Annotated in this window: 24 protein-coding genes and 1 riboswitch; of the genes, 13 read left to right on the forward strand and 11 right to left on the reverse strand. The window is 71.6% G+C overall.

Translation table 11 applies throughout. From position 1 onward, the window contains the following. Window positions 1-53: 53 nt before the first annotated feature. The gene (locus tag QMZ92_RS10950; protein WP_283297053.1) at window positions 54-542 is read left to right on the forward strand and encodes a glutathione peroxidase; all 489 of its coding nucleotides are present in this window, start codon (window positions 54-56) and stop codon (window positions 540-542) included. A gap of 74 nt (window positions 543-616) precedes the next feature. Here the strand turns inward: QMZ92_RS10950 and QMZ92_RS10955 are convergent, their stop codons facing one another. Beyond that, on the reverse strand, window positions 617-1843 hold the full coding sequence (locus tag QMZ92_RS10955; RefSeq protein ID WP_283297054.1) for an acyl-CoA dehydrogenase family protein: 1227 nt from the start codon (window positions 1841-1843) through the stop codon (window positions 617-619). Window positions 1844-2002: 159 nt separating this feature from the next. On the opposite strand from QMZ92_RS10955, the gene QMZ92_RS10960 reads away from it, so the two are divergent. Continuing rightward, on the forward strand, window positions 2003-2653 hold the full coding sequence (locus QMZ92_RS10960; protein ID WP_283297055.1) for a TetR/AcrR family transcriptional regulator: 651 nt from the start codon (window positions 2003-2005) through the stop codon (window positions 2651-2653). Window positions 2654-2716: 63 nt separating this feature from the next. Here the strand turns inward: QMZ92_RS10960 and def are convergent, their stop codons facing one another. Beyond that, a complete protein-coding gene (gene def, locus QMZ92_RS10965; RefSeq protein WP_283297056.1) occupies window positions 2717-3259 on the reverse strand; it encodes a peptide deformylase in 543 nt (180 codons plus the stop codon). Between the two features lie 126 nt (window positions 3260-3385). Between def and QMZ92_RS10970 the strand changes: the two genes are divergently transcribed. The 6 genes from QMZ92_RS10970 to QMZ92_RS10995 all read left to right on the forward strand — a co-directional run bounded on the left by QMZ92_RS10970 (window position 3386) and on the right by QMZ92_RS10995 (window position 9330). Continuing rightward, window positions 3386-4633: a Mur ligase family protein gene (locus tag QMZ92_RS10970; protein ID WP_283297057.1), complete on the forward strand. Its 1248-nt coding sequence runs from the start codon at window positions 3386-3388 to the stop codon at window positions 4631-4633. Window positions 4634-4661: 28 nt separating this feature from the next. Next, entirely contained in the window at window positions 4662-5390 is a 729-nt protein-coding gene (locus QMZ92_RS10975) for a type 1 glutamine amidotransferase (protein ID WP_283297058.1), read from the forward strand. A 168-nt stretch (window positions 5391-5558) separates the two neighbouring features. Further along, complete coding sequence (locus QMZ92_RS10980) at window positions 5559-6584, forward strand: 6-phosphofructokinase (protein WP_283297059.1); 1026 nt, start codon at window positions 5559-5561, stop codon at window positions 6582-6584. 106 nt (window positions 6585-6690) lie between these two features. Next, window positions 6691-7650, forward strand: a complete 960-nt coding sequence (locus tag QMZ92_RS10985) for a cytochrome c oxidase assembly protein (protein WP_283297060.1) — start codon at window positions 6691-6693, stop codon at window positions 7648-7650. Between the two features lie 172 nt (window positions 7651-7822). Beyond that, a complete protein-coding gene (locus QMZ92_RS10990; RefSeq protein ID WP_283297061.1) occupies window positions 7823-7981 on the forward strand; it encodes a hypothetical protein in 159 nt (52 codons plus the stop codon). Window positions 7982-8613: 632 nt separating this feature from the next. After that, window positions 8614-9330, forward strand: a complete 717-nt coding sequence (locus QMZ92_RS10995; protein ID WP_283297062.1) for a lysophospholipid acyltransferase family protein — start codon at window positions 8614-8616, stop codon at window positions 9328-9330. Between the two features lie 173 nt (window positions 9331-9503). Here QMZ92_RS10995 and QMZ92_RS11000 read toward each other — a convergent pair whose 3' ends face one another. The 7 genes from QMZ92_RS11000 to QMZ92_RS11030 form a co-directional block, all read right to left on the reverse strand. Next, entirely contained in the window at window positions 9504-10244 is a 741-nt protein-coding gene (locus QMZ92_RS11000; protein ID WP_283297063.1) for an urease accessory protein UreD, read from the reverse strand. Between the two features lie 7 nt (window positions 10245-10251). After that, window positions 10252-10938: an urease accessory protein UreG gene (ureG, locus tag QMZ92_RS11005; RefSeq protein ID WP_283297064.1), complete on the reverse strand. Its 687-nt coding sequence runs from the start codon at window positions 10936-10938 to the stop codon at window positions 10252-10254. Between the two features lie 185 nt (window positions 10939-11123). Further along, window positions 11124-11954 (reverse strand): urease accessory protein UreF, encoded by an 831-nt coding sequence (locus QMZ92_RS11010; protein WP_283297065.1) that lies wholly within the window; start codon window positions 11952-11954, stop codon window positions 11124-11126. A gap of 2 nt (window positions 11955-11956) precedes the next feature. Further along, window positions 11957-13678 (reverse strand): urease subunit alpha, encoded by a 1722-nt coding sequence (locus tag QMZ92_RS11015; RefSeq protein ID WP_283297066.1) that lies wholly within the window; start codon window positions 13676-13678, stop codon window positions 11957-11959. Continuing rightward, window positions 13671-14018, reverse strand: a complete 348-nt coding sequence (locus tag QMZ92_RS11020) for an urease subunit beta (RefSeq protein WP_283297067.1) — start codon at window positions 14016-14018, stop codon at window positions 13671-13673. Before QMZ92_RS11020 ends, QMZ92_RS11015 begins: the two co-directional genes overlap by 8 nt. Window positions 14019-14029: 11 nt before the next feature. Then, window positions 14030-14332 (reverse strand): urease subunit gamma, encoded by a 303-nt coding sequence (locus QMZ92_RS11025; protein WP_283297068.1) that lies wholly within the window; start codon window positions 14330-14332, stop codon window positions 14030-14032. A gap of 641 nt (window positions 14333-14973) precedes the next feature. Continuing rightward, entirely contained in the window at window positions 14974-15264 is a 291-nt protein-coding gene (locus QMZ92_RS11030; RefSeq protein WP_283297069.1) for a type II toxin-antitoxin system Phd/YefM family antitoxin, read from the reverse strand. A 105-nt stretch (window positions 15265-15369) separates the two neighbouring features. Here QMZ92_RS11030 and QMZ92_RS11035 point away from each other — a divergent pair, with 105 nt between their 5' ends. From QMZ92_RS11035 to QMZ92_RS11045, 3 genes are all read left to right on the forward strand, one after another. After that, a complete protein-coding gene (locus tag QMZ92_RS11035; RefSeq protein ID WP_283297070.1) occupies window positions 15370-16005 on the forward strand; it encodes an ATP-dependent Clp protease proteolytic subunit in 636 nt (211 codons plus the stop codon). A gap of 7 nt (window positions 16006-16012) precedes the next feature. Beyond that, window positions 16013-16321 carry a hypothetical protein gene (locus QMZ92_RS11040; protein WP_283297072.1) on the forward strand — a complete coding sequence of 103 codons (309 nt, stop codon included), beginning with the start codon at window positions 16013-16015 and terminating at the stop codon, window positions 16319-16321. Between the two features lie 347 nt (window positions 16322-16668). Beyond that, window positions 16669-16842, forward strand: a riboswitch (cyclic di-AMP (ydaO/yuaA leader). A gap of 3 nt (window positions 16843-16845) precedes the next feature. Then, window positions 16846-17322: a C40 family peptidase gene (locus tag QMZ92_RS11045; protein WP_283297073.1), complete on the forward strand. Its 477-nt coding sequence runs from the start codon at window positions 16846-16848 to the stop codon at window positions 17320-17322. Between the two features lie 191 nt (window positions 17323-17513). On the opposite strand, the gene QMZ92_RS11050 is transcribed toward QMZ92_RS11045, so the two are convergent. Then, on the reverse strand, window positions 17514-17954 hold the full coding sequence (locus QMZ92_RS11050) for an ATP-binding protein (RefSeq protein WP_283297074.1): 441 nt from the start codon (window positions 17952-17954) through the stop codon (window positions 17514-17516). Window positions 17955-18213: 259 nt separating this feature from the next. On the opposite strand from QMZ92_RS11050, the gene QMZ92_RS11055 reads away from it, so the two are divergent. Both QMZ92_RS11055 and QMZ92_RS11060 read left to right on the forward strand, forming a co-directional pair. Beyond that, window positions 18214-19071: a helix-turn-helix domain-containing protein gene (locus QMZ92_RS11055; RefSeq protein WP_283297075.1), complete on the forward strand. Its 858-nt coding sequence runs from the start codon at window positions 18214-18216 to the stop codon at window positions 19069-19071. A gap of 15 nt (window positions 19072-19086) precedes the next feature. Beyond that, window positions 19087-19302, forward strand: coding sequence for a DUF397 domain-containing protein (locus QMZ92_RS11060; RefSeq protein WP_283297076.1), 216 nt, complete (start codon window positions 19087-19089; stop codon window positions 19300-19302). 169 nt (window positions 19303-19471) lie between these two features. Here the strand turns inward: QMZ92_RS11060 and QMZ92_RS11065 are convergent, their stop codons facing one another. Further along, a complete protein-coding gene (locus tag QMZ92_RS11065) occupies window positions 19472-20626 on the reverse strand; it encodes an 8-amino-7-oxononanoate synthase (RefSeq protein WP_283297077.1) in 1155 nt (384 codons plus the stop codon). Between the last annotated feature and the right edge of the window lie 33 nt (window positions 20627-20659).

Here is a 20659-nt window from a genome sequence, read left to right on the forward strand (position 1 = left end):
ACGCTACACGAAGAATAAGAACCACATAAATACGAGGTACGAAGGAGTCCCTGATGTCCGTTTATGACATCCCTCTGCGCACTCTGTCCGGCGAGGAGACGTCTCTGGCCGAGCATCGCGGCAAGGCCGTGCTGGTGGTGAACGTGGCGTCCCGCTGCGGCCTCACACCCCAGTACGCGGGGCTGGAACGGCTGCAGAAGACCTACGCGGACCGCGGTTTCACGGTGCTCGGAGTGCCGTGCAACCAGTTCCTGGGCCAGGAGCCCGGCAGTGCCGAGGAGATCGCCACGTTCTGCTCGGCGACGTACGGTGTGACGTTCCCGCTGCTGGAGAAGTCGGACGTGAACGGCGACCAGCGGCATCCGCTCTACGCCGAGTTGACCCGTTTCGCCGATGCCGACGGGGAGGCCGGCGACGTGCAGTGGAACTTCGAGAAGTTCCTCGTCTCCCCGCAGGGCGGCGTGGTGGCCCGCTTCCGGCCGCGGACGGAGCCGGAGGCCGCGGAGGTCGTCGCGGCGATCGAGGCGCAGCTCGTGGCCTGACGGGCTCGTGAACGCGACGGGGCGCCGGCCCGGACGGCCGGGCCGGCGCCCCGTGACGTGCGGGGGCCCGCGCGTCAGCGGATGGGCAGGCCGGAGAGGGTGCGGGCGATGACCAGGCGCTGGATCTCGCTCGTGCCCTCGAAGATGGTGTAGATGGCGGCGTCGCGGTGCATACGCTCGACGGGGTACTCGCGGGTGAAGCCGTTCCCCCCGAGGATCTGCACGGCCTGGGCGGTGACCTTCTTGGCGACCTCGCTGGCGAAGAGCTTGGACATGGAACCCTCGGCCGCGGTGAACGGCTTGCCGCTCACCGCCATCCAGGAGGCCCGCCACACCAGCAGCCGGGCGGCGTCGATCTGGGTGCGCATGTCCGCCAGTTGGAAGGCGACGCCCTGGTTGTCGATGATCGGGCGGCCGAACTGCGTACGCTCCTTGGCGTACTCGAGGGCGTAGTCGTACGCCGCCCGCGCGGTGCCGACCGCCATCGCACCGACGGCGGGGCGGGATGCCTCGAAGGTGGCCATGGCGGCGTTCTTCAGGCGCTCCCCGCCGGCCCGGGCCCGCTCCCGGGCGCGGGCGAGCCGCTCATCGAGCTTCTCCTTGCCGCCGAGCAGGCAGGAGCCGGGGACGCGGACGTTCTCCAGAACCACCTCGGCGGTGTGCGAGGCGCGGATGCCGTGCTTCTTGAACTTCTGGCCCTGGGAGAGGCCGGTGGTGTTCGGCGGCACGATGAAGGAGGCGTGCCCCTTGGAGCCGAGGTCGGGGTCGACGACGGCGACGACGACGTGGACGTTGGCGATGCCGCCGTTGGTGGCCCAGGTCTTGGTGCCGTTGAGCACCCACTCGTCCTTGCCCTCGTCGTAGACGGCTCGGGTCCGCATCGCACCGACGTCGGAGCCGGCGTCGGGCTCGGAGGAGCAGAACGCGGCGACCTTCACGTCGTCGACGTCGCCGTACATCTGCGGGATCCAGGTGCCGATCTGCTCCTCGGTGCCGTTGGCGAGGACACCGACGGCGGCGAGGCCCGTGCCGACGATGGAGAGGGCGATACCGGCGTCGCCCCAGAACAGCTCCTCCATGGCCATCGGGATGCCGAGCCCGGTGGGGTCGAAGAACTGCTGGGCGTAGAAGTCGAGGGAGTAGATGCCGACCTTGGCGGCTTCCTGGATGACCGGCCAGGGCGTCTCCTCGCGCTCGTCCCACTCGGCGGCGGCCGGGCGGATCACGTCCCTGGCGAAGCCGTGCAGCCAGTCGCGGACCTGCTTCTGGTCGTCGTTGAGATCGAGCGCGAACTCGGTCATGTCCCCTCCTGATGTGCTGGGCACGCATGTTACTACCGGTAACCGCAGTCTGTTACCGGTGTGTAGCGGCTGTCAACCGCCACAGTGCGGTCGGCGGGCGGACCCTGCGGAGTGTTACGTTGCGCAGGCCTCAGGATTCAGTACGGGCGGGGAGAGACCATGGAGACCACCACCACTCAGCAGGGCGACCAGCAGCGGTCGGCCGAGCAGCGGCGGCGCGAGCTGCTCGAAGCCGCCGACCGCGTGGTGCTCCGGGACGGCCCGCAGGCGTCCATGAACGCGATCGCCGCGGAGGCCGGCATCACCAAGCCGATCCTGTACCGGCACTTCGGCGACAAGAGCGGGCTCTACCGCGCGCTCGCCAAGCGTCACACCGACGGTCTGCTGGCGGCACTGCGCACGGCGATCGACGCCAGCTCCGACCGACGGGAGCGTGTCGAGCACACCCTCGACACCTACCTCGCCGCGATCGAGACCCGGCCGCAGGTGTACCGCTTCCTGATGCACCCCGCCGAGGACTCCCAGCAGTCCGAGCAGGGCTTCGACGTCGGCCGGCACACCGCGCCGCTGCTGCGCAGACTGGGCGAGGAACTGGGCATGGTGATCGCCGAACGCGTCGACCTCGGTCCCGGCGGGGACGAGCTGGCCAGGATCTGGGCCCACGGCATCGTCGGCATGATGCACGGCGCGGGCGACTGGTGGCTGGGGGAACGCCCCTGCTCCCGGGCGCAGTTGGTGCGCAGCCTCGCGGACCTGCTCTGGGGTGGCCTCTCCGTCGCCGAGGACCGCCCGGGCAGTCCGGGCTTCTGACGCGGGCCTCGGCACCGGTGCGGGTTCCTCGCCGGACCCGCCGTGCCGGTACGGCAACGCGCGCTACCGCCGGCCCCACGGGGCGCGGCGGACCTTGCGCAGGGCACGGACGCGGCGCAGGCCGGCGAGCCGGTCCACATAGACCCCGCCCTCCAGATGGTCGCACTCGTGCTGCAGGCACCGGGCGAAGAACCCCGTACCCTCGACCCGCACCGGCGCGCCGTCCCCCGTCACCCCCTCGACCACCGCATGGTCGTGCCTCAGCGTCCCCGCCTCGATGCCCGGCAGCGACAGACATCCCTCGGGGCCGCGCACCTCGATGCCGTCGACGGCGACGAGCCGCGGGTTGACCACGTGCCCGACGTGGCGGACGTCCTCGTCGTCGGGGCAGTCGTAGACGAATACCCGGAGCGGAACACCGACCTGGTTGGCGGCGAGACCCACTCCGTTCGCGGCGTACATGGTCGCGTACATGTCCTCGATCAGCCGCGTCAGGGACGGGCCGAAGTCGGTGACGGGTTCGCAGGGCGCGTGGAGCACCGGATCTCCGAACAGGCTCATGGCCCGTACGAGGCCGGAACTGCCGGGGATCGGACGGTTTCGCATGGCCGTAAGGGTACGTTCCGCACATCGCGCCGGTGACCTCCGGGTTTCGTGACGGAGCCGCAGTTCGGGCCGCCGCCCGGAGGTCGATAGGCTGAACCCCGACCGACGCAAGGAGGATCAAGGACGATGGCAGGACACCCTGGCAACGCAGAGCCGCTGTCGCCGCGCGCCAAGCTGGCCGTGACGGCCGGCAAGGCCGCAGCGGCGGTGTCGCGCGCAGCGGGACGCGGCAGCGGATCGGTGATCGGCGGCCGGGTTGCCCTCAAACTCGACCCCGATCTGCTGAGCAGGCTGGCGCAGCACCTGGACGTGATCCTGGTGTCGGCGACGAACGGGAAGACCACCACCACCCGGCTGATCGCCGAGGCCCTGCGCGCGGCCGGCCCGGTCGTGTCGAACGCCCTTGGCGCGAACATGCCGGCCGGTATCACCTCCGCGCTGGCCGGCGGCTCGGACGCACGCTACGGCGTGATCGAGGTCGACGAGAAGTACCTCGCCGGGGTCGCCCGCGACACCACGCCCAAGGCCATCGCCCTGCTCAACCTCTCCCGCGACCAGCTGGACCGCGCGGCCGAGACCCGGATGCTGGCCGAGAAGTGGCGCGAGGGGCTGTCCGGCAGCAAGGCCGTCATCGTCGCCAACGCCGACGACCCGCTGATCGTGTGGGCCGCCTCCTCCTCCGCCAACGTGGTGTGGGTGGCCGCCGGCCAGGAGTGGAAGGACGACGCCTGGTCCTGCCCCGCCTGCGGCGGTGTGATGCAGCGGCCGGGGGACGACTGGTTCTGCGGCGAGTGCGGTTTCCGCAGGCCGGCCGTGAGCTGGGCCCTCAGCGGTGACCACGTCCTCGACCCGCACGGGTCCGCCTGGCCGATCCACCTCCAGCTGCCGGGTCGGGCCAACAAGGCCAACGCCACCACCTCCGCCGCGGTCGCCGCCGTCTTCGGCGTCCCGCCGCAGGTGGCCCTGGAGCGTATGTACCAGGTGCAGGCCGTGGCCGGCCGGTACGACGTCGTCTCGTTCCAGGGACGGGACCTGCGACTGCTGCTGGCGAAGAACCCGGCCGGCTGGCTCGAGACGTTCTCCCTGATCGACCCGCCACCCACCCCGGTGATCCTTTCCGTCAACGCGCGCGGCGCCGACGGCACCGACACCTCCTGGCTGTGGGACGTCGACTACACCCGGCTCGCCGGCCACCCGATCTTCGTGATCGGCGACCGCAAGCTGGACCTCGCGGTGCGTCTGGAGGTCGCCGGGCTGGACTTCCGTGTCGCCGAGGACGTCGACGAGGCCGTGCGGCTCGCCCCACCCGGACGGATCGAGCTGATCGCCAACTACACGGCCTTCCAGGACGTCCGCCGCCGCGTCGGCAACTGACCCCACTCACCGCAGAGGAACACAGAGCATGAGCGACAGCAGCCTGCGCCTGGTGTGGGTCTACCCGGACCTGCTCAGCACGTACGGCGACCAGGGCAACGCCCTGGTCGTGGAGCGCCGCGCGCGCCAGCGCGGCCTGGACGTCACCCGCGTCGACGTCCGCAGCGACCAGCCGGTGCCGACGTCCGGCGACATCTATCTGATCGGCGGCGGCGAGGACCGGCCGCAGCGCCTCGCGGCCGAACGGCTTCGCCGCGACGGCGGGCTCTCCCGGGCCGCCGCCAACGGGGCGATCATCTTCTCGGTCTGCGCCGGCTACCAGATCCTCGGCCACGAGTTCATCAACGATCTGGGCGAGCGGGAGCCCGGCCTCGGCCTGCTCGACGTGGTCTCCACCCGCGGCGAGGGCGAGCGGTGCGTCGGCGACGTGCTGGCGGACATCGACCCGCAGCTGGGCCTGCCGCAGCTCACGGGCTTCGAGAACCACCAGGGCATCACGCATCTCGGGCCGACGGCCCGGCCGTTCGCCCGGACCGTCTTCGGCAGGGGGAACGGCACCGGGGACGGCACCGAGGGCGCGTACAACGACACCGTGTTCGGCACGTACATGCACGGTCCGGTGATGGCCCGCAATCCGCAGATCGCGGATCTGCTGCTGAAGCTGGCGCTCGACGTGAACGCGCTGCCGCCCACCGACGACCGGTGGTACGAGGCGCTGCGCGCGGAGCGCATCGCCGCCGCCACCCAGCCCGCCTGACGGGCCTCTGAAGCGCCGTTCGTACGGCAAACCGGATCGTACGAACATACGGTGTCCACTGTGCGGACGTCCGGTTCGGCACCCGCCACCTTGCGCCGGTAGGGTGGCGGGGATCCAACCGGACGACGTGGTCCGGGAGTCGGCCCACGTTGTAAAGGTTTTCGGGCTATGCGCATTGGTGTCCTCACCTCCGGCGGCGACTGCCCCGGGCTCAACGCGGTCATCCGCTCTGTCGTGCACCGCGCCGTCGTCGACCACGGTGACGAGGTGATCGGCTTCCACGACGGCTGGAAAGGCCTGCTGGAGGCCGACTACCGCAAGCTCGACCTCGACGCCGTCGCCGGCATCCTCGCCCGCGGCGGCACGATCCTCGGGTCGTCGCGGGTACAGCCCGCTCATCTCGTCGACGGCGTCGAGCGGGCCAAGGGGCACGTCGCCGAACTGGGCCTCGACGCGATCATCCCGATCGGTGGCGAGGGCACGCTGAAGGCGGCGAACCTGCTGGCCCAGGCCGGTCTGCCGATCGTCGGTGTGCCGAAGACCATCGACAACGACATCGCGTCGACCGACGTCACCTTCGGCTTCGACACCGCCGTCGGTGTCGCGACCGAGGCCCTCGACCGGCTGAAGACCACCGCCGAGTCCCACCAGCGGGTGCTGATCGTCGAGGTCATGGGCCGGCACACCGGCTGGATCGCCCTGCACTCCGGCATGGCGGCCGGTGCGCACGCCATCGTCGTCCCCGAGCGTCCCTTCGACATCGAGGAACTGACCAAGCGGGTCGGTGCCCGGTTCGAGGCCGGCAAGCGGTTCGCGATCGTCGTGGTCGCCGAGGGCGCCAAGCCGCGCGAGGGTTCCATGGACTTCGACGAGGGCGGCAAGGACATGTACGGCCACGAGCGCTTCGCCGGAGTCGCCCGGCAGCTGTCCGTCGAGCTGGAGGAGCGGCTCGGCAAGGAGGCCCGGCCGGTGATCCTCGGCCACGTCCAGCGCGGCGGTACGCCGACCGCGTACGACCGCGTCCTCGCCACCCGGTTCGGTTGGCACGCCGTCGAGGCGGCGCACCGCGGCGAGTTCGGCATGATGACCGCGCTGCGCGGCACGGACATCACGATGGTGCCGCTGGCGCAGGCGGTGGAGACGCTGAAGACCGTCCCGCAGGACCGGTACGAAGAGGCCGAGACGGTCCTCTGAGGGGCCTCCCGAGCGAGGAACCGCCCCCGGTCGCAGCCGCGGCCGGGGGCGGTTCTAGTCTTGTCCGGACAACACGCGCGAAACAGGACGCTCCAGGAGTACGCAGATGGATCACAGCGGGCACGGCGAGCACGGGATGCCGATGGACCTGCCGCCGTTCACGCTGGGCAGGGGGCTGGAGTTCTCCGCGGATCCGTTCTTCCTGGCCGGCTGTCTCCTGGGGCTCGCGCTCTACGGCTGGGGCGTGGCACGGCTGCGCCGGCGCGGCGACGCCTGGCCGGTGGGCCGGACGGTCTTCTTCACCGTCGGTGTGCTGAGCATCGCGCTGGTGATGTGCACCAAGCTGAACGACTACGGCATGGTCATGTTTAGCGTGCACATGGTCCAGCACATGGTGATCAGCATGCTGTCGCCGATCCTGCTGCTGCTCGGTGCTCCGGTCACCCTGGCGCTGCGCGCGCTGCCGCCGGCGGGCCGCGGCCGCAAGGGACCGCGCGAGCTGCTGCTGGCCCTGCTGCACAGCCGCTACATGAAGATCGTCACGCACCCCGCGTTCACGATCCCGATGTTCATCGCGAGCCTCTACGGCCTGTACTTCACCCCGCTCTTCGACTTCCTCATGGGGTCCAGGACCGGCCACATCGCGATGATGGTGCACTTCCTCGCCGTCGGACTGATCTTCTTCTGGCCGATCATGGGCGTGGACCCGGGCCCGCACCGCCCCGGCTATGTGATGCGGATGCTGGAGCTCTTCGCGGGCATGCCCTTCCACGCGTTCTTCGGTATCGCGCTGATGATGGCCTCCGAGCCGATGGTGCGGGCGTACGCCGATCCCCCGGCCTCACTCGGGATCAACGCGCTCTCCGACCAGAACGCGGCGGGCGGCATCGCCTGGGCCTTCAGCGAGATCCCGTCGGTGCTGGTACTGATCGCCCTGGTGTTCCAGTGGTACCGCTCCGAGCAGCGCCAGGCCGTCCGCAAGGACCGGGCCGCGGACCGGGACGGTGACAAGGAGCTGGAGGCCTACAACGCGTATCTGGCCTCCCTCCAGGCACGCAGCCGCTGACCGGGACCCGGGCGGCCCGGCCGGACCGGTGACGCCCGGGCTCGCGGGCTGCCGGCCCGGAGCGCGGTGGCCGCTGCCCGGGAGTAGCGCGCTCGCCCGGTCAGGGGTGACGATGGCTCCACGGCCCCGACCGTGGCCGTCAGCCGCGGCACCGGCCCGGAGGAGGGCGCGCATGTCTGGTTCCACGAAGACGATGGGTGTGCTGACCGTGGCGTCCCTGGTGGTCGTGACCGCCTACACCGTGGCGCTCGGCAGCAACGGCTGGCTGTGGTTCACCTGGGTCGTGCTGGGCCTCGTCACCGTGGGGATGCTCGTGTCCAAGCCCACCTGAGGGCGGCCGGTCCGCCCGTCGGCGGCGGGCGTGTCCCCCCGCACGGGAGCGCGATGCCGTGTGCCTGTGTGCGCCGGTGGGCTCGGCCATGGCCTCTTCCGGCAGCCGCCGGGTGCCGGACCGGGAGCGGAAGCCGCCGACCGTGGCATCCGTGACGGCCGAGGCCCCCGAACGGGACGACGAACAGGAACGTCGCCCACAGCTCCCGCCGGTGTCGTCGGGCACGCCGGCGGTCACTCCGGCCGCGTCGAGGGCGGCCCTGAGGCGCTCCACGGGCGGAGTTCCCTTGTCGTCCACTCGCCGTCGTCCCGGTCGCCGAAGGTGAGAGGTGAGCGAGCCCGCTGGACCCCGACACCTCCGTGTCACGCCCGCTGCGTCGCGACGCTCCGGCCGCCGGGCACGCCGGCGTCAGGACCCACGTGACTACGATCGGCCACCACGGCATTCGCGGCGTCCCCCACCCGTGGCGGCGCCTGAAGGGCTGTCATACAACTGGGCAAGGCAGTCGGCACGAGTCCGGTCGGACCGGGGAGGACGACCGGCCGTGCGGATCGCTGCGCCGGGTGCATTCGCGCCCTGATCCTCGCACCAAGCGGCCCCTGAGCCGAATCGGCAGAGTTGGGAGCGACATCGTGTTCTACTACGTGCTCAAATACGTCGTCCTGGGGCCACTGCTGCGGCTGCTGTTCCGGCCCAGGATCGAGGGCCTCGAGCACATCCCGGCGCACGGCGCGGCGATCGTCGCCGGCAACCACCTGTCGTTCTCCGACCACTTCCTGATGCCGGCCATCCTGAAGCGGCGCATCACCTTCCTCGCCAAGGCCGAGTACTTCACCGGGCCGGGGATCAAGGGCCGGCTGACGGCCGCCTTCTTCCGCAGCGCCGGACAAATCCCGGTGGACCGTTCCGGCAAGGAGGCGGGCCGGGCGGCCATCCGTGAGGGCCTCGGCGTGCTGGGCAAGGGCGAGTTGCTCGGCATCTACCCGGAGGGTACGCGGTCGCACGACGGACGGCTCTACAAGGGCAAGGTCGGCGTCGCGGTCATGGCGCTCACCGCGCGGGTGCCCGTCGTGCCCTGTGCGATGGTCGGAACCTTCGAGATCCAGCCTCCCGGGCAGGTACTGCCGAAGATCAAGCGGGTGACGATCCGCTTCGGCGAGCCGCTGGACTTCTCCCGCTACGCGGGGATGGAGAACGAGAAGGCGGTACTGCGCGCCGTGACGGACGAGATCATGTACGAGATCCTCGCCCTGTCCGGACAGCAGTACGTCGACGAGTACGCGGTGAAGGCGAAGGCCGCCGAGGCGGACCGGCAGAAGAGCGGACGGATTCCCCGGCTCGGACGCTGACGCGCGGTGGACGGCTGCGGTCCGGGCCGGGTGGCCGGGGGCCGCGTCCGGCGGCCCGGCACAGCGCGTCGGGGACGGCGGCGGCACCTCGGCGGCGGGTGCCCGGTCTGTCGGCCTTCGCACCGCACGCCCGTGTGCGGCCCTCGTGCCGGACACGGGAAGCGGCCCGCGGGTCAGCCGCCGGCGAGATCGCCCAGGGCGGTGTCGAGCAGCCCGCGCAGGCGCAGCGCGTCCGGGGCGACCGCCGTGACCAGCAGGGCCGGCCCCGCGAGGGGGGTGAGCACGGCGGTCTCCCCGAGCCGCCGCGGCTTCGGGGGTTTGTCGTCGAAACCGGGGTCCACGACGAGCAGTTGGCCGACCGCCCGGTGCCCGCCGAGCACCGCACCGCCGTCCCAGCCGCCGGGTGCGCCGGGACCGAGGGCGAGTTCCTGGTCCAGCAGGGGGCGACCCGCGCGACGGACGGTGAGACGTGTGGTGAGGGTGCCGGTCTCCTCGCCGTGCCGGCCGAGGATCTGCTCCTCGCGCAGCACGAGACGCGCCGTCGCGGCCAGCACCGCACGTGTGTGCATCCGCAGTTCGCTGCCGCGCGCCGAGATCAGTTGCTCGGGCAGCCAGCGCAGTTCGGCGTCCTCCCCCACGTCCAGCGAGATGTCGTAGTCGGCGGCTCCCGGGGTGCGCCCGGGAAGCGCCACGGTGGCCGCTGCGGAGTCCACCTGCAGCCGCGCGCCTTCGCACACGTGCGCCTCGATCGCGAGCCGGTCCCCGCCGAGCGGGGCGCTCATGGCGCCGACCACGGTGACGCGCGTGTACGGTCCACCGGCCCGGGTACGGCGCAGGGCCAGTGGACCGTCGCTCTCCAGCACGGGCAGCCCGTCGTGTTCGGCGACGACCCGTGCGGTCGCCCGGACGCTCATCCGGCGCTCACGCCGCGGTCCAGGCGCGGAGCCGGTCGCGGACCCACCCGGCGACGGGACGGACACCGTCCTCACCGGTCAGCGAGGTGAAGAGCACGGGGAGCTCCCCCCGTTGCTCCTGTGCGTCGCGGGCCATGCGCTGCAGATCGGAGCCTACGTAGGGGGCGAGGTCCGTCTTGTTGACGACGAGGAGGTCCGCGGTGGTGACTCCCGGTCCACCCTTGCGCGGGATGTCGTCGCCGCCGGCCACGTCGATCACGAAGATCTGGGCGTCCACGAGGCCCTTGGAGAAGGTGGCGGTGAGGTTGTCGCCGCCGGACTCGACCAGGATCAGGTCGAGCGGTCCGACCGCGTCCTCCAGGTCCTCGACGGCTTCGAGGTTGGCGGAGATGTCGTCGCGGATCGCGGTGTGCGGGCAGGCGCCGGTCTCGACGGCCTGGATCCGCTCGGGCGGCAGGACGGCGTTGCGCAGCAGGAACTCGGCGTCCTCGCGGGTGTAGATGTCGTTGGTGACCACGGCGATGGACAACTGGTCGCGCAGGGCCCGGCAGAGAGCGGCGACGGTGGCGGTCTTGCCGGATCCGACCGGTCCACCGAGTCCGATGCGCAGCGCGCGCCGGGTGCCGTCGGGGCGTACGGCGTCGGCGCTCACCGCGGCCTGGCCGGGATGCTCGTGCGTGTGGTCGAGATGCATGGGGCGGCTCCCTCGTGGTGCTGCGGAGCGTGTGCGGCTCCGCGCTCCGTGGTGCTGGTACGTGGGCGGTCGTGGTGTCTGCGTCGGAGCTGCGGGCTGTGGCCGTTCGTTGTGCGGTGCTGCGGGCTCCGGTTCGTGAGGCTCGTGGTGCCGCGGGGTGGAAGGTGCTGGTCCCGCATCAAGCACTAGGAGGCGAAGAGCCGTACGGGCCAGGCGGCGTGCTGCTCGGCGGTGATGTCCAGCAGCGGGGCCGACGCGGCGGGAAGCGCGTCCGGACCCCGCTCGGCCGCCCGCCGGGCTGCGGTCACCGCTCGCCCGGCGACCCGGTCCATGTCGGGGGCCAGGCGGGCGAGGACTGCGGTGGCCTGGTACGGGTCCAGGCTGAGCAGCCGCACGGCGGCGGTGGCCGGTCCGCCGACCGCCTCGTACGCGGCGCAGTACGCGGCGTCCTCGGGGCCGAGGCCTGCGGCACGGGCGGTGACCCCCAGCACGACGGGCTGGTGCGCCCCCTTCGGCCGGGCACGGGCGAGGGCGTCCAGTTCCGGTGACGGCCAGGTGGCGCGTGCGGCACGCATCAGCTGCCGGCCGAGTTTCCGTGCCGATGCGCGCAGGGCGGGGGACGGGGTGCGGGCGTCGGCCGCCGCGTCCAGTGCGACCGGGTCGAGCCCGAGCGCCGCAGCGGCGGCGAGACCGGCGGCGGTCAGTCCCGTGGTGTGCAGCCGTCCCCGGCAGAAGTCCGCGAGGTCCCGGGCATCGCCGAGCCGGCCCGCCCTCACCGCGGCCTCCGCCCCGCCGGAGTGGGCGTGTCCGCCGGCGGGGAACCGCCCGTCGGCGAGGACGAGCAGCGCGGCGCGCGCCGGGGCACCGGACCGTGGTCCGGCCTCCTCCGCCCGGCGTGCTCCCCCGGCCGCGTGCCCGTCCCCGGCGGGCCCGGCGCACTGGCCCCGGCCGGGCGACGGGAGCTGACGGAGGCCGCACGCAGGGGCCTCCGTGTCCGAATCCACGACTTCGCTCATGATCAGAACAGGAAGTAGCGCTGGGCCATGGGCAGTTCCTCGGCGGGCGCGGGCTCCACCGGGTCGCCGTCGATGGTGACCGTGAAGGTGTCGGCGTCGACCTCGACGCGGGGCAGGACGTCGTTCTCCTTCATGTCCGACTTGGTGACGCCGCGGGTGCTGCGGATCGGGACGAAGCGCTTGCCCAGGCCGAGGCGTTCGGGCAGTCCGTCCTCCACCGCCGCCTCGGCCACGAAGTTGAACGAGTTGGCGGCCGGGGCCCGGCCGAGGCCGCCGAACATGCGGCGAGGGAGCACGGGCTGGGGGGTGGGGATGGAGGCGTTGGCGTCGCCCATCTGTGCGTAGGCGATCTGTCCGCCCTTGAGCACGAGTTGGGGCTTCACCCCGAAGAAGGCCGGCTCCCACAGGACCAGATCGGCGAGCTTGCCGGGCTCGACCGAGCCGATCTCGTGGTCGAGGCCCTGGGCCACGGCCGGGTTGATCGTGTACTTGGCGACGTACCGCCGGGCCCTCAGGTTGTCGGCGCGGTCGTCGCCCGGCAGGGCACCGCGACGCCGCTTCATCGCGTGCGCGGTCTGCCAGGTCCGCAGCACGACCTCGCCGACGCGCCCCATGGCCTGGGAGTCGGACGACACGATGGAGATGGCGCCGATGTCGTGGAGGACGTCCTCGGCTGCGACCGTCGACGGCCTGATCCTGGACTCGGCAAAGGCGAGGTCCTCAGGCACCGCCGGATTGAGGTGGTGGCAGACCATCAGCATGTCGAGGTGTTCCTCGATGGTGTTGACGGTGTGCGGTCGCGTCGGGTTGGTGGAGCTGGGCAGGACGTACGGCTCCGAGACGACCGTGATGATGTCCGGTGCGTGCCCTCCGCCCGCCCCTTCCGTGTGGTACGCGTGAATCGTGCGGCCCGCGATCGCCGCGAGGGTGTCGCCCACGAAGCCGGCCTCGTTGAGCGTGTCGGTGTGGATGGCGAGCTGTGCGCCGGTCTCCTCGCACACGCCGAGGCAGGCGTCGATGACGGCCGGTGTGGCACCCCAGTCCTCGTGGATCTTGAAGCCGAGCGCGCCGCCGCGCAGTTGGGAGTACATGGCCTCACGGGACGTCGTGTTGCCCTTGCCGAGCAGCCCGATGTTGACGGGGAACGACTCGAGCGCCTCGAACATCCGGGCGAGATGCCAGGGTCCGGGGGTGATCGTGGTCGCCTTGGTCCCCTCGGCGGGTCCGGTGCCCCCGCCGACGAGGGTGGTGATCCCGGAGGTCAGGGCCTGCTCGACGACCGTGGGCGAGATGAAATGGACGTGGGCGTCGACGGCGCCCGCGGTGACGATCTTCCCGTTGCCCGCGATGACCTCGGTCTCCGGCCCGATGACGAGGTCCGGGTGGACCCCGTCCATCGTGTCCGGGTTCCCCGCCTTGCCGATGCCGGTGACTCGGCCGTCGCGAATGCCGATGTCGGCCTTGACGACTCCCCAGTGGTCGATGATCACCGCACCGGTGACGACCGTGTCCGGGGCACCCTCCGCCCGTGTCGCGCGGGACTGGCCCATGGACTCGCGGATCACCTTTCCACCGCCGAAGACCGCTTCGTCGCCCGCGCGTCCGGGGCCGCCCGAGCGGTCCTCCTCGATCTCGACGAGGAGATCGGTGTCGGCGAGACGAATCCGGTCACCGGTGGTGGGGCCGAAGAGATCGGCGTACGCGGCGCGCGTCAGCTCAGGCACGGGAGGCTCCGTTCTCCGCCGGGATCCCGCTCGTGTCGAGCGGTCCCGCGGTCTCTCCGCGCAGACCCGCGACGACGCGCAGTCCGGCGAGCGGTACGAGTTCGACCTCGACGGGGACTCCGGGCTCGAACCGGACGGCGGTGCCCGCGGCGATGTTCAGCCGGAGGCCGCGCGCGGCCGCGCGGTCGAAGTCGAGCCCGGGGTTGGCCTCGGCGAAGTGGTAGTGGGAGCCGACCTGTACGGGCCGGTCGGCCGCGTTGAGGACGGTCAGCCGTGTGGCCTCGCGGCCCTCGTTGAGCCTGACGGGTCCGTCGGCGTGCAGGATCTCTCCGGGGATCATCGGCGCTCCCGTCAGACGATCGGGTCGTGGACGGTGACGAGCTTGGTCCCGTCGGGGAACGTCGCCTCGACCTGGACGTCGTGGATCATCTCCGGGATCCCGTCCATGACGTCGTCGCGGGTGAGCACCTTCCGTCCGGACGCCATGATCTCGGCGACGGTGCGCCCGTCGCGGGCGCCCTCCAGGATGTGCGTGGTGATGAGGGCGACGGCCTCGGGGTGGTTGAGCCTCACCCCGCGTGCCCTGCGCTTCTCCGCGACGTCCGCGGCGACATGGATGAGCAGTCGTTCCTGCTCATGCGGCGTCAGTTGCACGTTCTCCACCTCACAGTCGGCCTGCCCGGACGCAACCGGGTGCGGCGGACGGTAGTGGACGTCAACAGCCTGTTGACTCTCCACGGCCCTTCCGCCGCCAAGGTTTGAACGTTAGGCCGGAAGTTTTTCCGGCGCGTTAACTGATCTTTGGCACTTGCATGGGCATCGGCGCGGGCAGCCCGCCCTCCGGCACCTCGACGCGTATGTCACCCGAGAGCCCCTGCCACGCGGCGGAACCCCGGGCCGTGGCGATCACCGCCCTGGCCACGTGGTCCGCGGGCTCGCCGGCACGGATCCCGCTCGCTCCGCGACGGGCTGTGCCGGCGTCTCCCGGCCCGCCGCGCGATCGCGGTGGCGCTCCCGCTACCGGCCAGTCGCGGCCCTCGCCCCGGGGCCTTCGCCGGCCCGCGTCCCGTGCGGCACCGCACGATCCGCCCGTCGACTTCACGGGCCCCGCCACCGCTGCCGCACCCTGGAGCAGCGCGTCGAGCACCGGCAGGGGGGCGTTCGACGTGCACCGCCACGGCGGCGAGGCGCGGCCCGGGAGGCGACCGAGGACCGAGTCGTATACGGAGCCGTGGCGATGCCGTCCACCGTGCCCCCGGGCGACGTCCCGGCCGGCACCGTGACGCGCCGGCCGGTCAGGAGCCGCCGCCCGTGCCGGGTGGCCGGTGCTCCGCCGCGATGCCGAAGCGGCCGCGTTCGCCGGGAGCGGACGGCTCCGTGGAGCGAAGCGACGACACGGAGGTGATCACGGACTCCCCGGCAGCCTGCCCCGCGACCTCCAACCGCTCCAGGTCAGCCGCGGACACCAGGGCCACGAGCGGCTTCCCGTGCCGGGTCACCACCACCCGTTCGCCACCGTAGACGACGCGATTGATCAGCTCGGCGAGTTCAGCTCGGGCTTGCGTCACCGGAATCTCGTAGGCCATGCTCCCCATCATAAAGGAATGTACGTCCTGTACATTTCTTACGGAGGTCGCAGCAGACGCCGCAGACTTGGCCGCCGGGTGCGGCCGTTAGAGGAGTGGTACGCCATGAACGGTCCGTCCGCCCGCCATGTCCTGCCCGAGTTCACCGAACACACGAGCGGCGGGAAGCGCACGCTCGACCCCTACGCCAAGCTGCTCGACGAACGGATCGTCTTCCTCGGCGCCCCGGTCGACGACACCTCCGCCAACGACGTCATCGCGCAGTTCCTGTACCTGGAGTACGCCGCGCCGGACCAGGACATCTCGCTCTACATCAACTCGCCCGGCGGCCCCGTCGGCGCCATGTCCGCCATCTACGACACGATGCAGACGGTGACCTGCGACGTCGTCACCACCTGCCTGGGACAGGCCGCGTCGACCGCCGCCGTACTGCTCGCCGCCGGAACCCCGGGCAAGCGCGCGACCCTGCCCGGTGCGCGCGTGGTCGTCCAGCAGCCCTCGCTGCCCGAGCCGGTGCAGGGGCAGCCCACCGATCTGGACATCCGGGCACAGGAGTTGCTGCGGCTGCGGGATCAACTCACGGCCATGCTCGCCCACCACACCGGCCGGAGCGCCGAACGCATCGCCGCCGACCTCGACCGCGACACCGTGTTCGACGCTGCGGGAGCCCGTGACTACGGGCTGGTCGACCACATCGTCAAGAACCGGAAGACGTTCCTCACTTCCGTCGGCCGCGGGTGAGCGGGCGGTGCTGCCACCCGAACTGCCGCCGCTGCCCGCGCTGACACGCGCCGAGAGCGAGTTCGTCGACAGCTATCTCGAAGTGGTCGACCAGCTGGGAAGGATCAACCCGGCACGCGGGACACACACGTATGGAGCCCTCCGCGCCGCACAGGCCCTGGTCGCGCAGGCCACGGCGCTTCGCGACGCTCTGACGGTGATGCACATGCGCGGCGAGAGCGAGCTGCACACCGTCACATTGGCCCGCGCGCTACGGGTATTGGACGGGGAACGCCGAGCCTCCCGGATCACCGTGCCACCGGAGCAACACAGTTGACGACCCACTGCGATAGGGGCGATCCGGCGCCCGCGACCCGCCCGAGAGGCGTACGACCGGGTGTCGCCCATCCGGACCAGTGAGGGCTTCGACTTTCGTCCTGTGCAAGTTGCGCAACCGCATCGCCCGGTCGGCCCAATGACGCACTCCGCCGCAGGTACGGGGCTCGTCACCCGGCGACACCCGGTCCCCCGAACGGCCCTGTCCACTCGAACAGATCAGTGGTGAGGAGCCTCACAAATCGTCGTTTCGACTCGGAAATCCGGCAGCTCGTGGGTCAAGATCCCTGGGACGACAAGCCCCCGCCACCGCGGCGGGGCGGTCCGGGCGGACGCCGAGTCCTGCCGCCGCACCGGATGCCTGGTCGACATGAGGGCTTCGGCAGGAGTGGAGGACCCAGCATTGCGGGCCGACCACCGCGACGGTGGCTGGTCCTTGGGGTGAAGCCGTGTGAGCGGCCGGGCGTCTTCGCCAGTCCGAACCCGACAGGTCATCCTTCACAGGCGGCTGACGAAGGGTTGCGCATGGCTGCGCAGACACATCTCCCGTCCCTGCTGTCCCGGACGGGTGCCGTCTCGGCACTCACGATCGCCGCCGTCGGCGGCTCGCTGATCGTGCCGGGCGGTGCGCCGGAGGCACAGGCGGCCTCGGCGCACGCGACGAAGGCTCTCAAGGTCGCCGCGTCGAAGAAGGGGGCCCCGTACAGGTACGGGGCCACCGGTCCGAGCCGCTTCGACTGCTCGGGGCTCACGCTCTACGCCTACAAGAAGGCGGGCAAGCGACTGCCGCGCACGGCCCAGCAGCAGTACAACCGCACCCGTCACGTCTCCGCTTCCCAGCGGCAGCGCGGTGACCTGGTGTTCTTCCAGTCGCGAGGGTACGTGTACCACGTCGGCATCTACGCCGGGGCAGGGAAGATCTGGCACTCGCCGAAGACCGGTTCCGTCGTGAAGCTGACCAAGATCTGGTCCAAGGGCGTCCGGTACGGCCGCGTGCGCTAGCGGACATCGGCGCCGCCGGCCGTGCGCACCGGCGGCGCCGATGCCCCGTCGGCCGAGGTGGCGCCGCGCAGCGGCGGGGCGGTCTCCGGCGTCGGCCCCCGAGCGTGGAACGTCGGCCGGCGCGGGCACGTCGTTCGGCGCGGGCACGTCGGCCGGCGCGGGCCCACCACTGCGGTGACCGGTCCGGGCACTCAGTGCGGAGGCTCGGCGCCGGCCACGCTCCAGGGGATCGCGATCCAGACGGTCTTGCCGCCCTCGGGCGTGGGGTCGACGTGCAGCCTTCCCCCGCATTCCGCGATGAGCCAGCGGATGATGACCATGCCGCGGCCGTTGTCCTGCTGCACGGCCGCGGGCAGGCGCTGGGGCCTGCGGGGATGGCTGTCCGTGACGCCGATGCACAGACGCTCGTCGCGCTCCAGCCGGACGTCCACCGTGAAGGTCGGGGACAGCCCGAAGGTGTGCTGGACGGCGTTGGTGGTGAGCTCGGAGACGATGAGACGCACCGTGTCGGCGGTGTCGGTCTCCCCCGGCACTCCCCATTCGGCGAGGACCTCGGAGACGTATCTGCGCGCGGCGGATACCGAGGCGGGATCGCTCGGCAGAGTGACGGAGGCTTCCTGATGGTCTGCCATGGCGAGCTGTCCCTTTCCCACCGGGGCTGCCGGAGCGCGGCACGTAGCGGATTGGATGCCGGAACAGCCTCGGACTGCGCTTCGCGCCAGACTGCCACTGTTGCCACCCCCATGGCAGGGGATCCACCTGGATATGCATATATCTGTCGCTCAAAGCGGTGAACTCTGCTACGCGAGAGCGTATTTGGGCGCACACTTGGCGCTGCGTCCGCCGGTGCCCGGCGGCCGTGGGGCAGCGGGGAACAGGAGGAGATTCGGCATGCGGCAGGGTCCCGCGGTGCGCCGGCGCAAGCTCGGGGAGGAACTGCGCGGTCTGCGGCTGGGCGTCGGCCTGACGAGCCGGGAGGCGGCGCTGCTCGTGGGCTGGAACCAGTCGAAGGTGAGCCGCATAGAGACCGGAACGAGCGGTGTGAAACCGGCCGATGTGGCCCGGCTGCTGGACGCCTACGGAGTCGCCGACCAACGGCTGCGCGAGCTGCTGGGGACGCTGGCCGGTACGGCGGACGGTGGAGGAAAGGGCTGGTGGCACGCGTACCGCGGGGTGATTCCGCCGCAGTACCGGGACTTCATCAGCCTGGAGTCCCAGGCGAGCGCGGCGCGCACCCTGGAGACCTCGGTGGTGCCCGGGCTGCTGCAGACGCCCGACTACGCGCGGGCGGTGACCCGTTCGGCACTGGAGAGCGTGCCGACGGCGACGGTCGACTCACTGGTGGAAGTGCGCATCGCGCGTCAGCGCGTGCTGCGGGCGGAACGCCCGCTGACCTTCAGTGCCGTGCTGGACGAGGCGGTCCTGCGGCGCCAGGTGGGCGGTCGGGAGGTGATGCGGGGACAGCTTCGTCGGGTGCTGGAGATGGCCCAACTCCCGCATGTTCGGTTGCAGGTGCTGCCCTTCTCGACGGGCGGCTACGTGGGACTGACTGGATCTTTCGTTATCTTCTCCTTTCCGAACACTTCTGATCTAGACGTGGTTGTTCTCGACCACTTGACGAGTAGTCTCTACCTCGAACGGAAGGAAGACCTCGAGACGTACGGCGCTGCTTTCCGCACCATGCAGGCGCATGCGCTCTCGCCGACTGACTCGTTGGATCTCGTCGCAGGGATCCGTGACGGCGTGTAGGGAAGGCACCCCCCAATGTCTGCTCACGACGCACGTGTACGCCCTCTGCCGGGCACGTCCTGGCAGCGCAGCAGCCGCAGCGTGGGAATGAACAACTGCGTGGAGACCGCCCTGTGCGCCGACGGCGCCCTGGCGGTGCGCGACTCGAAGAATCCCGGACTGCCGCTCCTCGTGTTCTCACCGGCCGCCTGGACCGGCTTCCTCAGTGGGCTGGGCGCGCCGTCGCGATGAACGGACCCGCGCCGCAAGCGCGGATCCCCTGCCCGGCCCGCCTCCTCATCCCGGTTCCGCCCGTACCCTCGGCGTGACCGGTGCCCCTCGGCGCCACCCCGGACGCCCGGCACCGTGTCCCAGGCCCGGCACCGGACCAGACGCGCGGCGTCCCACACGCGGTGCCGGGTCAGACACCGGGCGCCGTCTCCAGGATGGTGGCGACCGCCGCCCCGATCTGCCGATCGGTGAGGTCGGCGCGCGCGGTGAGCCTGATCCGTGAGATCCCGTCCGGCACGGACGGCGGCCGGAAGCACCCCACGGCCAGACCTGCGGCACGGCAGTCCGCCGCCCAGCGCACCGCCGACTCGGGTGAGGGCGCCTGTACGGAGACGACAGCCGCGTCGGGCCTGGCGGCGGTCAGTCCCGCCTCCGTCAGCCGCCCGTGCAACGTGCGCGCCACGACCCGGGCCCGGTCCGCGAGCGCGGGCTCACGGCGCAGGAGCCGCAGGCTCGCGAGGGAGGCGCCCACGGCGGCCGGGGCGAGCCCGGTGTCGAAGATGAACGTCCGGGCGGCATTGACGAGGTGCTCGACGACCCGCGCCGGGCCGAGGACCGCTCCGCCCTGGCTGCCCAGCGACTTGGAGAGGGTGAGCGTGGCGACGACACCCGTGGCCCCCGCGAGACCGGCGGCGTTCAGGGCTCCCCTGCCGCCTTCGCCGAGGACGCCGAAGCCGTGCGCGTCGTCCACCACCAGGGCCGCCCCGTGTGCGCGGCACACACCGGCGAGGGCGGCCAGCGGCGCGGCGTCGCCGTCCACCGAGAAGACCGAGTCGGTCACGAGCAGGGCTCGCCGGCCCGAGTGGGCGTCGAGCACCTTGGCCACGGCCTCCGGATCGGCGTGCGTCACGACGGCGGTATCCGCCCGCGACAGCCTGCAGCCGTCGACGATCGAGGCGTGGTTGCCGGCGTCCGAGACGATGAGCGACCCGTGCGCGCTGAGCGCCGTGAGCGCCGCGAGGTTCGCCGCGTACCCCGAGGAGAACACCAGGGCCGCCTCGAACCCGCAGAACTCGGCGAGTTCGCGCTCCAGTTCCGCGTGCAGTTCGGTACTTCCGGTCACCAGCCGCGACCCGGTCGCCCCCGCTCCCCAGCGCCGGGCGGCCGAGGCGGCCGCCTCGGTGACCTCCGCCCGGCGAGTGAGGCCCAGGTAGTCGTTGCCGGCCAGGTCGAGCAGGGCCGACTCGGCGGGCCGGGGACGGAGCGCACGGACGAGGCCCGCCTCCGCACGGCGGCGTGCCGCGTCGTCCGTCCAGTCGAAAGGATCCTGAGGCACTGGGGGCATGGTCCGGTCCTTTTGTAGGCAGCGAACAGACCC

Source organism: Streptomyces sp. HNM0645, from assembly GCF_030056615.1.
Taxonomy (GTDB): domain Bacteria; phylum Actinomycetota; class Actinomycetes; order Streptomycetales; family Streptomycetaceae; genus Streptomyces; species Streptomyces marianii.

Excerpts from the sequence above, each read along its gene's own strand:
- QMZ92_RS10960 (WP_283297055.1), top strand. The coding sequence starts at position 2,003 with ATGGAGACCACCACCACTCAGCAGGGCGACCAGCAGCGGTCGGCCGAG.
- QMZ92_RS10990 (WP_283297061.1), top strand. The coding sequence starts at position 7,823 with ATGTCTGGTTCCACGAAGACGATGGGTGTGCTGACCGTGGCGTCCCTG.
- QMZ92_RS11045 (WP_283297073.1), top strand. The coding sequence starts at position 16,846 with ATGGCTGCGCAGACACATCTCCCGTCCCTGCTGTCCCGGACGGGTGCC.
- QMZ92_RS11035 (WP_283297070.1), top strand. The coding sequence starts at position 15,370 with ATGAACGGTCCGTCCGCCCGCCATGTCCTGCCCGAGTTCACCGAACAC.
- QMZ92_RS10970 (WP_283297057.1), top strand. The coding sequence starts at position 3,386 with ATGGCAGGACACCCTGGCAACGCAGAGCCGCTGTCGCCGCGCGCCAAG.
- QMZ92_RS11055 (WP_283297075.1), top strand. The coding sequence starts at position 18,214 with ATGCGGCAGGGTCCCGCGGTGCGCCGGCGCAAGCTCGGGGAGGAACTG.
- QMZ92_RS10955 (WP_283297054.1), bottom strand. The coding sequence starts at position 1,843 with ATGACCGAGTTCGCGCTCGATCTCAACGACGACCAGAAGCAGGTCCGC.
- QMZ92_RS11060 (WP_283297076.1), top strand. The coding sequence starts at position 19,087 with ATGTCTGCTCACGACGCACGTGTACGCCCTCTGCCGGGCACGTCCTGG.
- QMZ92_RS10950 (WP_283297053.1), top strand. The coding sequence starts at position 54 with ATGTCCGTTTATGACATCCCTCTGCGCACTCTGTCCGGCGAGGAGACG.
- QMZ92_RS10980 (WP_283297059.1), top strand. The coding sequence starts at position 5,559 with ATGCGCATTGGTGTCCTCACCTCCGGCGGCGACTGCCCCGGGCTCAAC.
- QMZ92_RS11020 (WP_283297067.1), bottom strand. The coding sequence starts at position 14,018 with ATGATCCCCGGAGAGATCCTGCACGCCGACGGACCCGTCAGGCTCAAC.
- QMZ92_RS10985 (WP_283297060.1), top strand. The coding sequence starts at position 6,691 with ATGGATCACAGCGGGCACGGCGAGCACGGGATGCCGATGGACCTGCCG.
- QMZ92_RS11050 (WP_283297074.1), bottom strand. The coding sequence starts at position 17,954 with ATGGCAGACCATCAGGAAGCCTCCGTCACTCTGCCGAGCGATCCCGCC.
- QMZ92_RS10975 (WP_283297058.1), top strand. The coding sequence starts at position 4,662 with ATGAGCGACAGCAGCCTGCGCCTGGTGTGGGTCTACCCGGACCTGCTC.
- QMZ92_RS11010 (WP_283297065.1), bottom strand. The coding sequence starts at position 11,954 with ATGAGCGAAGTCGTGGATTCGGACACGGAGGCCCCTGCGTGCGGCCTC.
- QMZ92_RS11065 (WP_283297077.1), bottom strand. The coding sequence starts at position 20,626 with ATGCCCCCAGTGCCTCAGGATCCTTTCGACTGGACGGACGACGCGGCA.
- QMZ92_RS11000 (WP_283297063.1), bottom strand. The coding sequence starts at position 10,244 with ATGAGCGTCCGGGCGACCGCACGGGTCGTCGCCGAACACGACGGGCTG.
- ureG (WP_283297064.1), bottom strand. The coding sequence starts at position 10,938 with ATGCATCTCGACCACACGCACGAGCATCCCGGCCAGGCCGCGGTGAGC.
- def (WP_283297056.1), bottom strand. The coding sequence starts at position 3,259 with ATGCGAAACCGTCCGATCCCCGGCAGTTCCGGCCTCGTACGGGCCATG.
- QMZ92_RS11030 (WP_283297069.1), bottom strand. The coding sequence starts at position 15,264 with ATGGCCTACGAGATTCCGGTGACGCAAGCCCGAGCTGAACTCGCCGAG.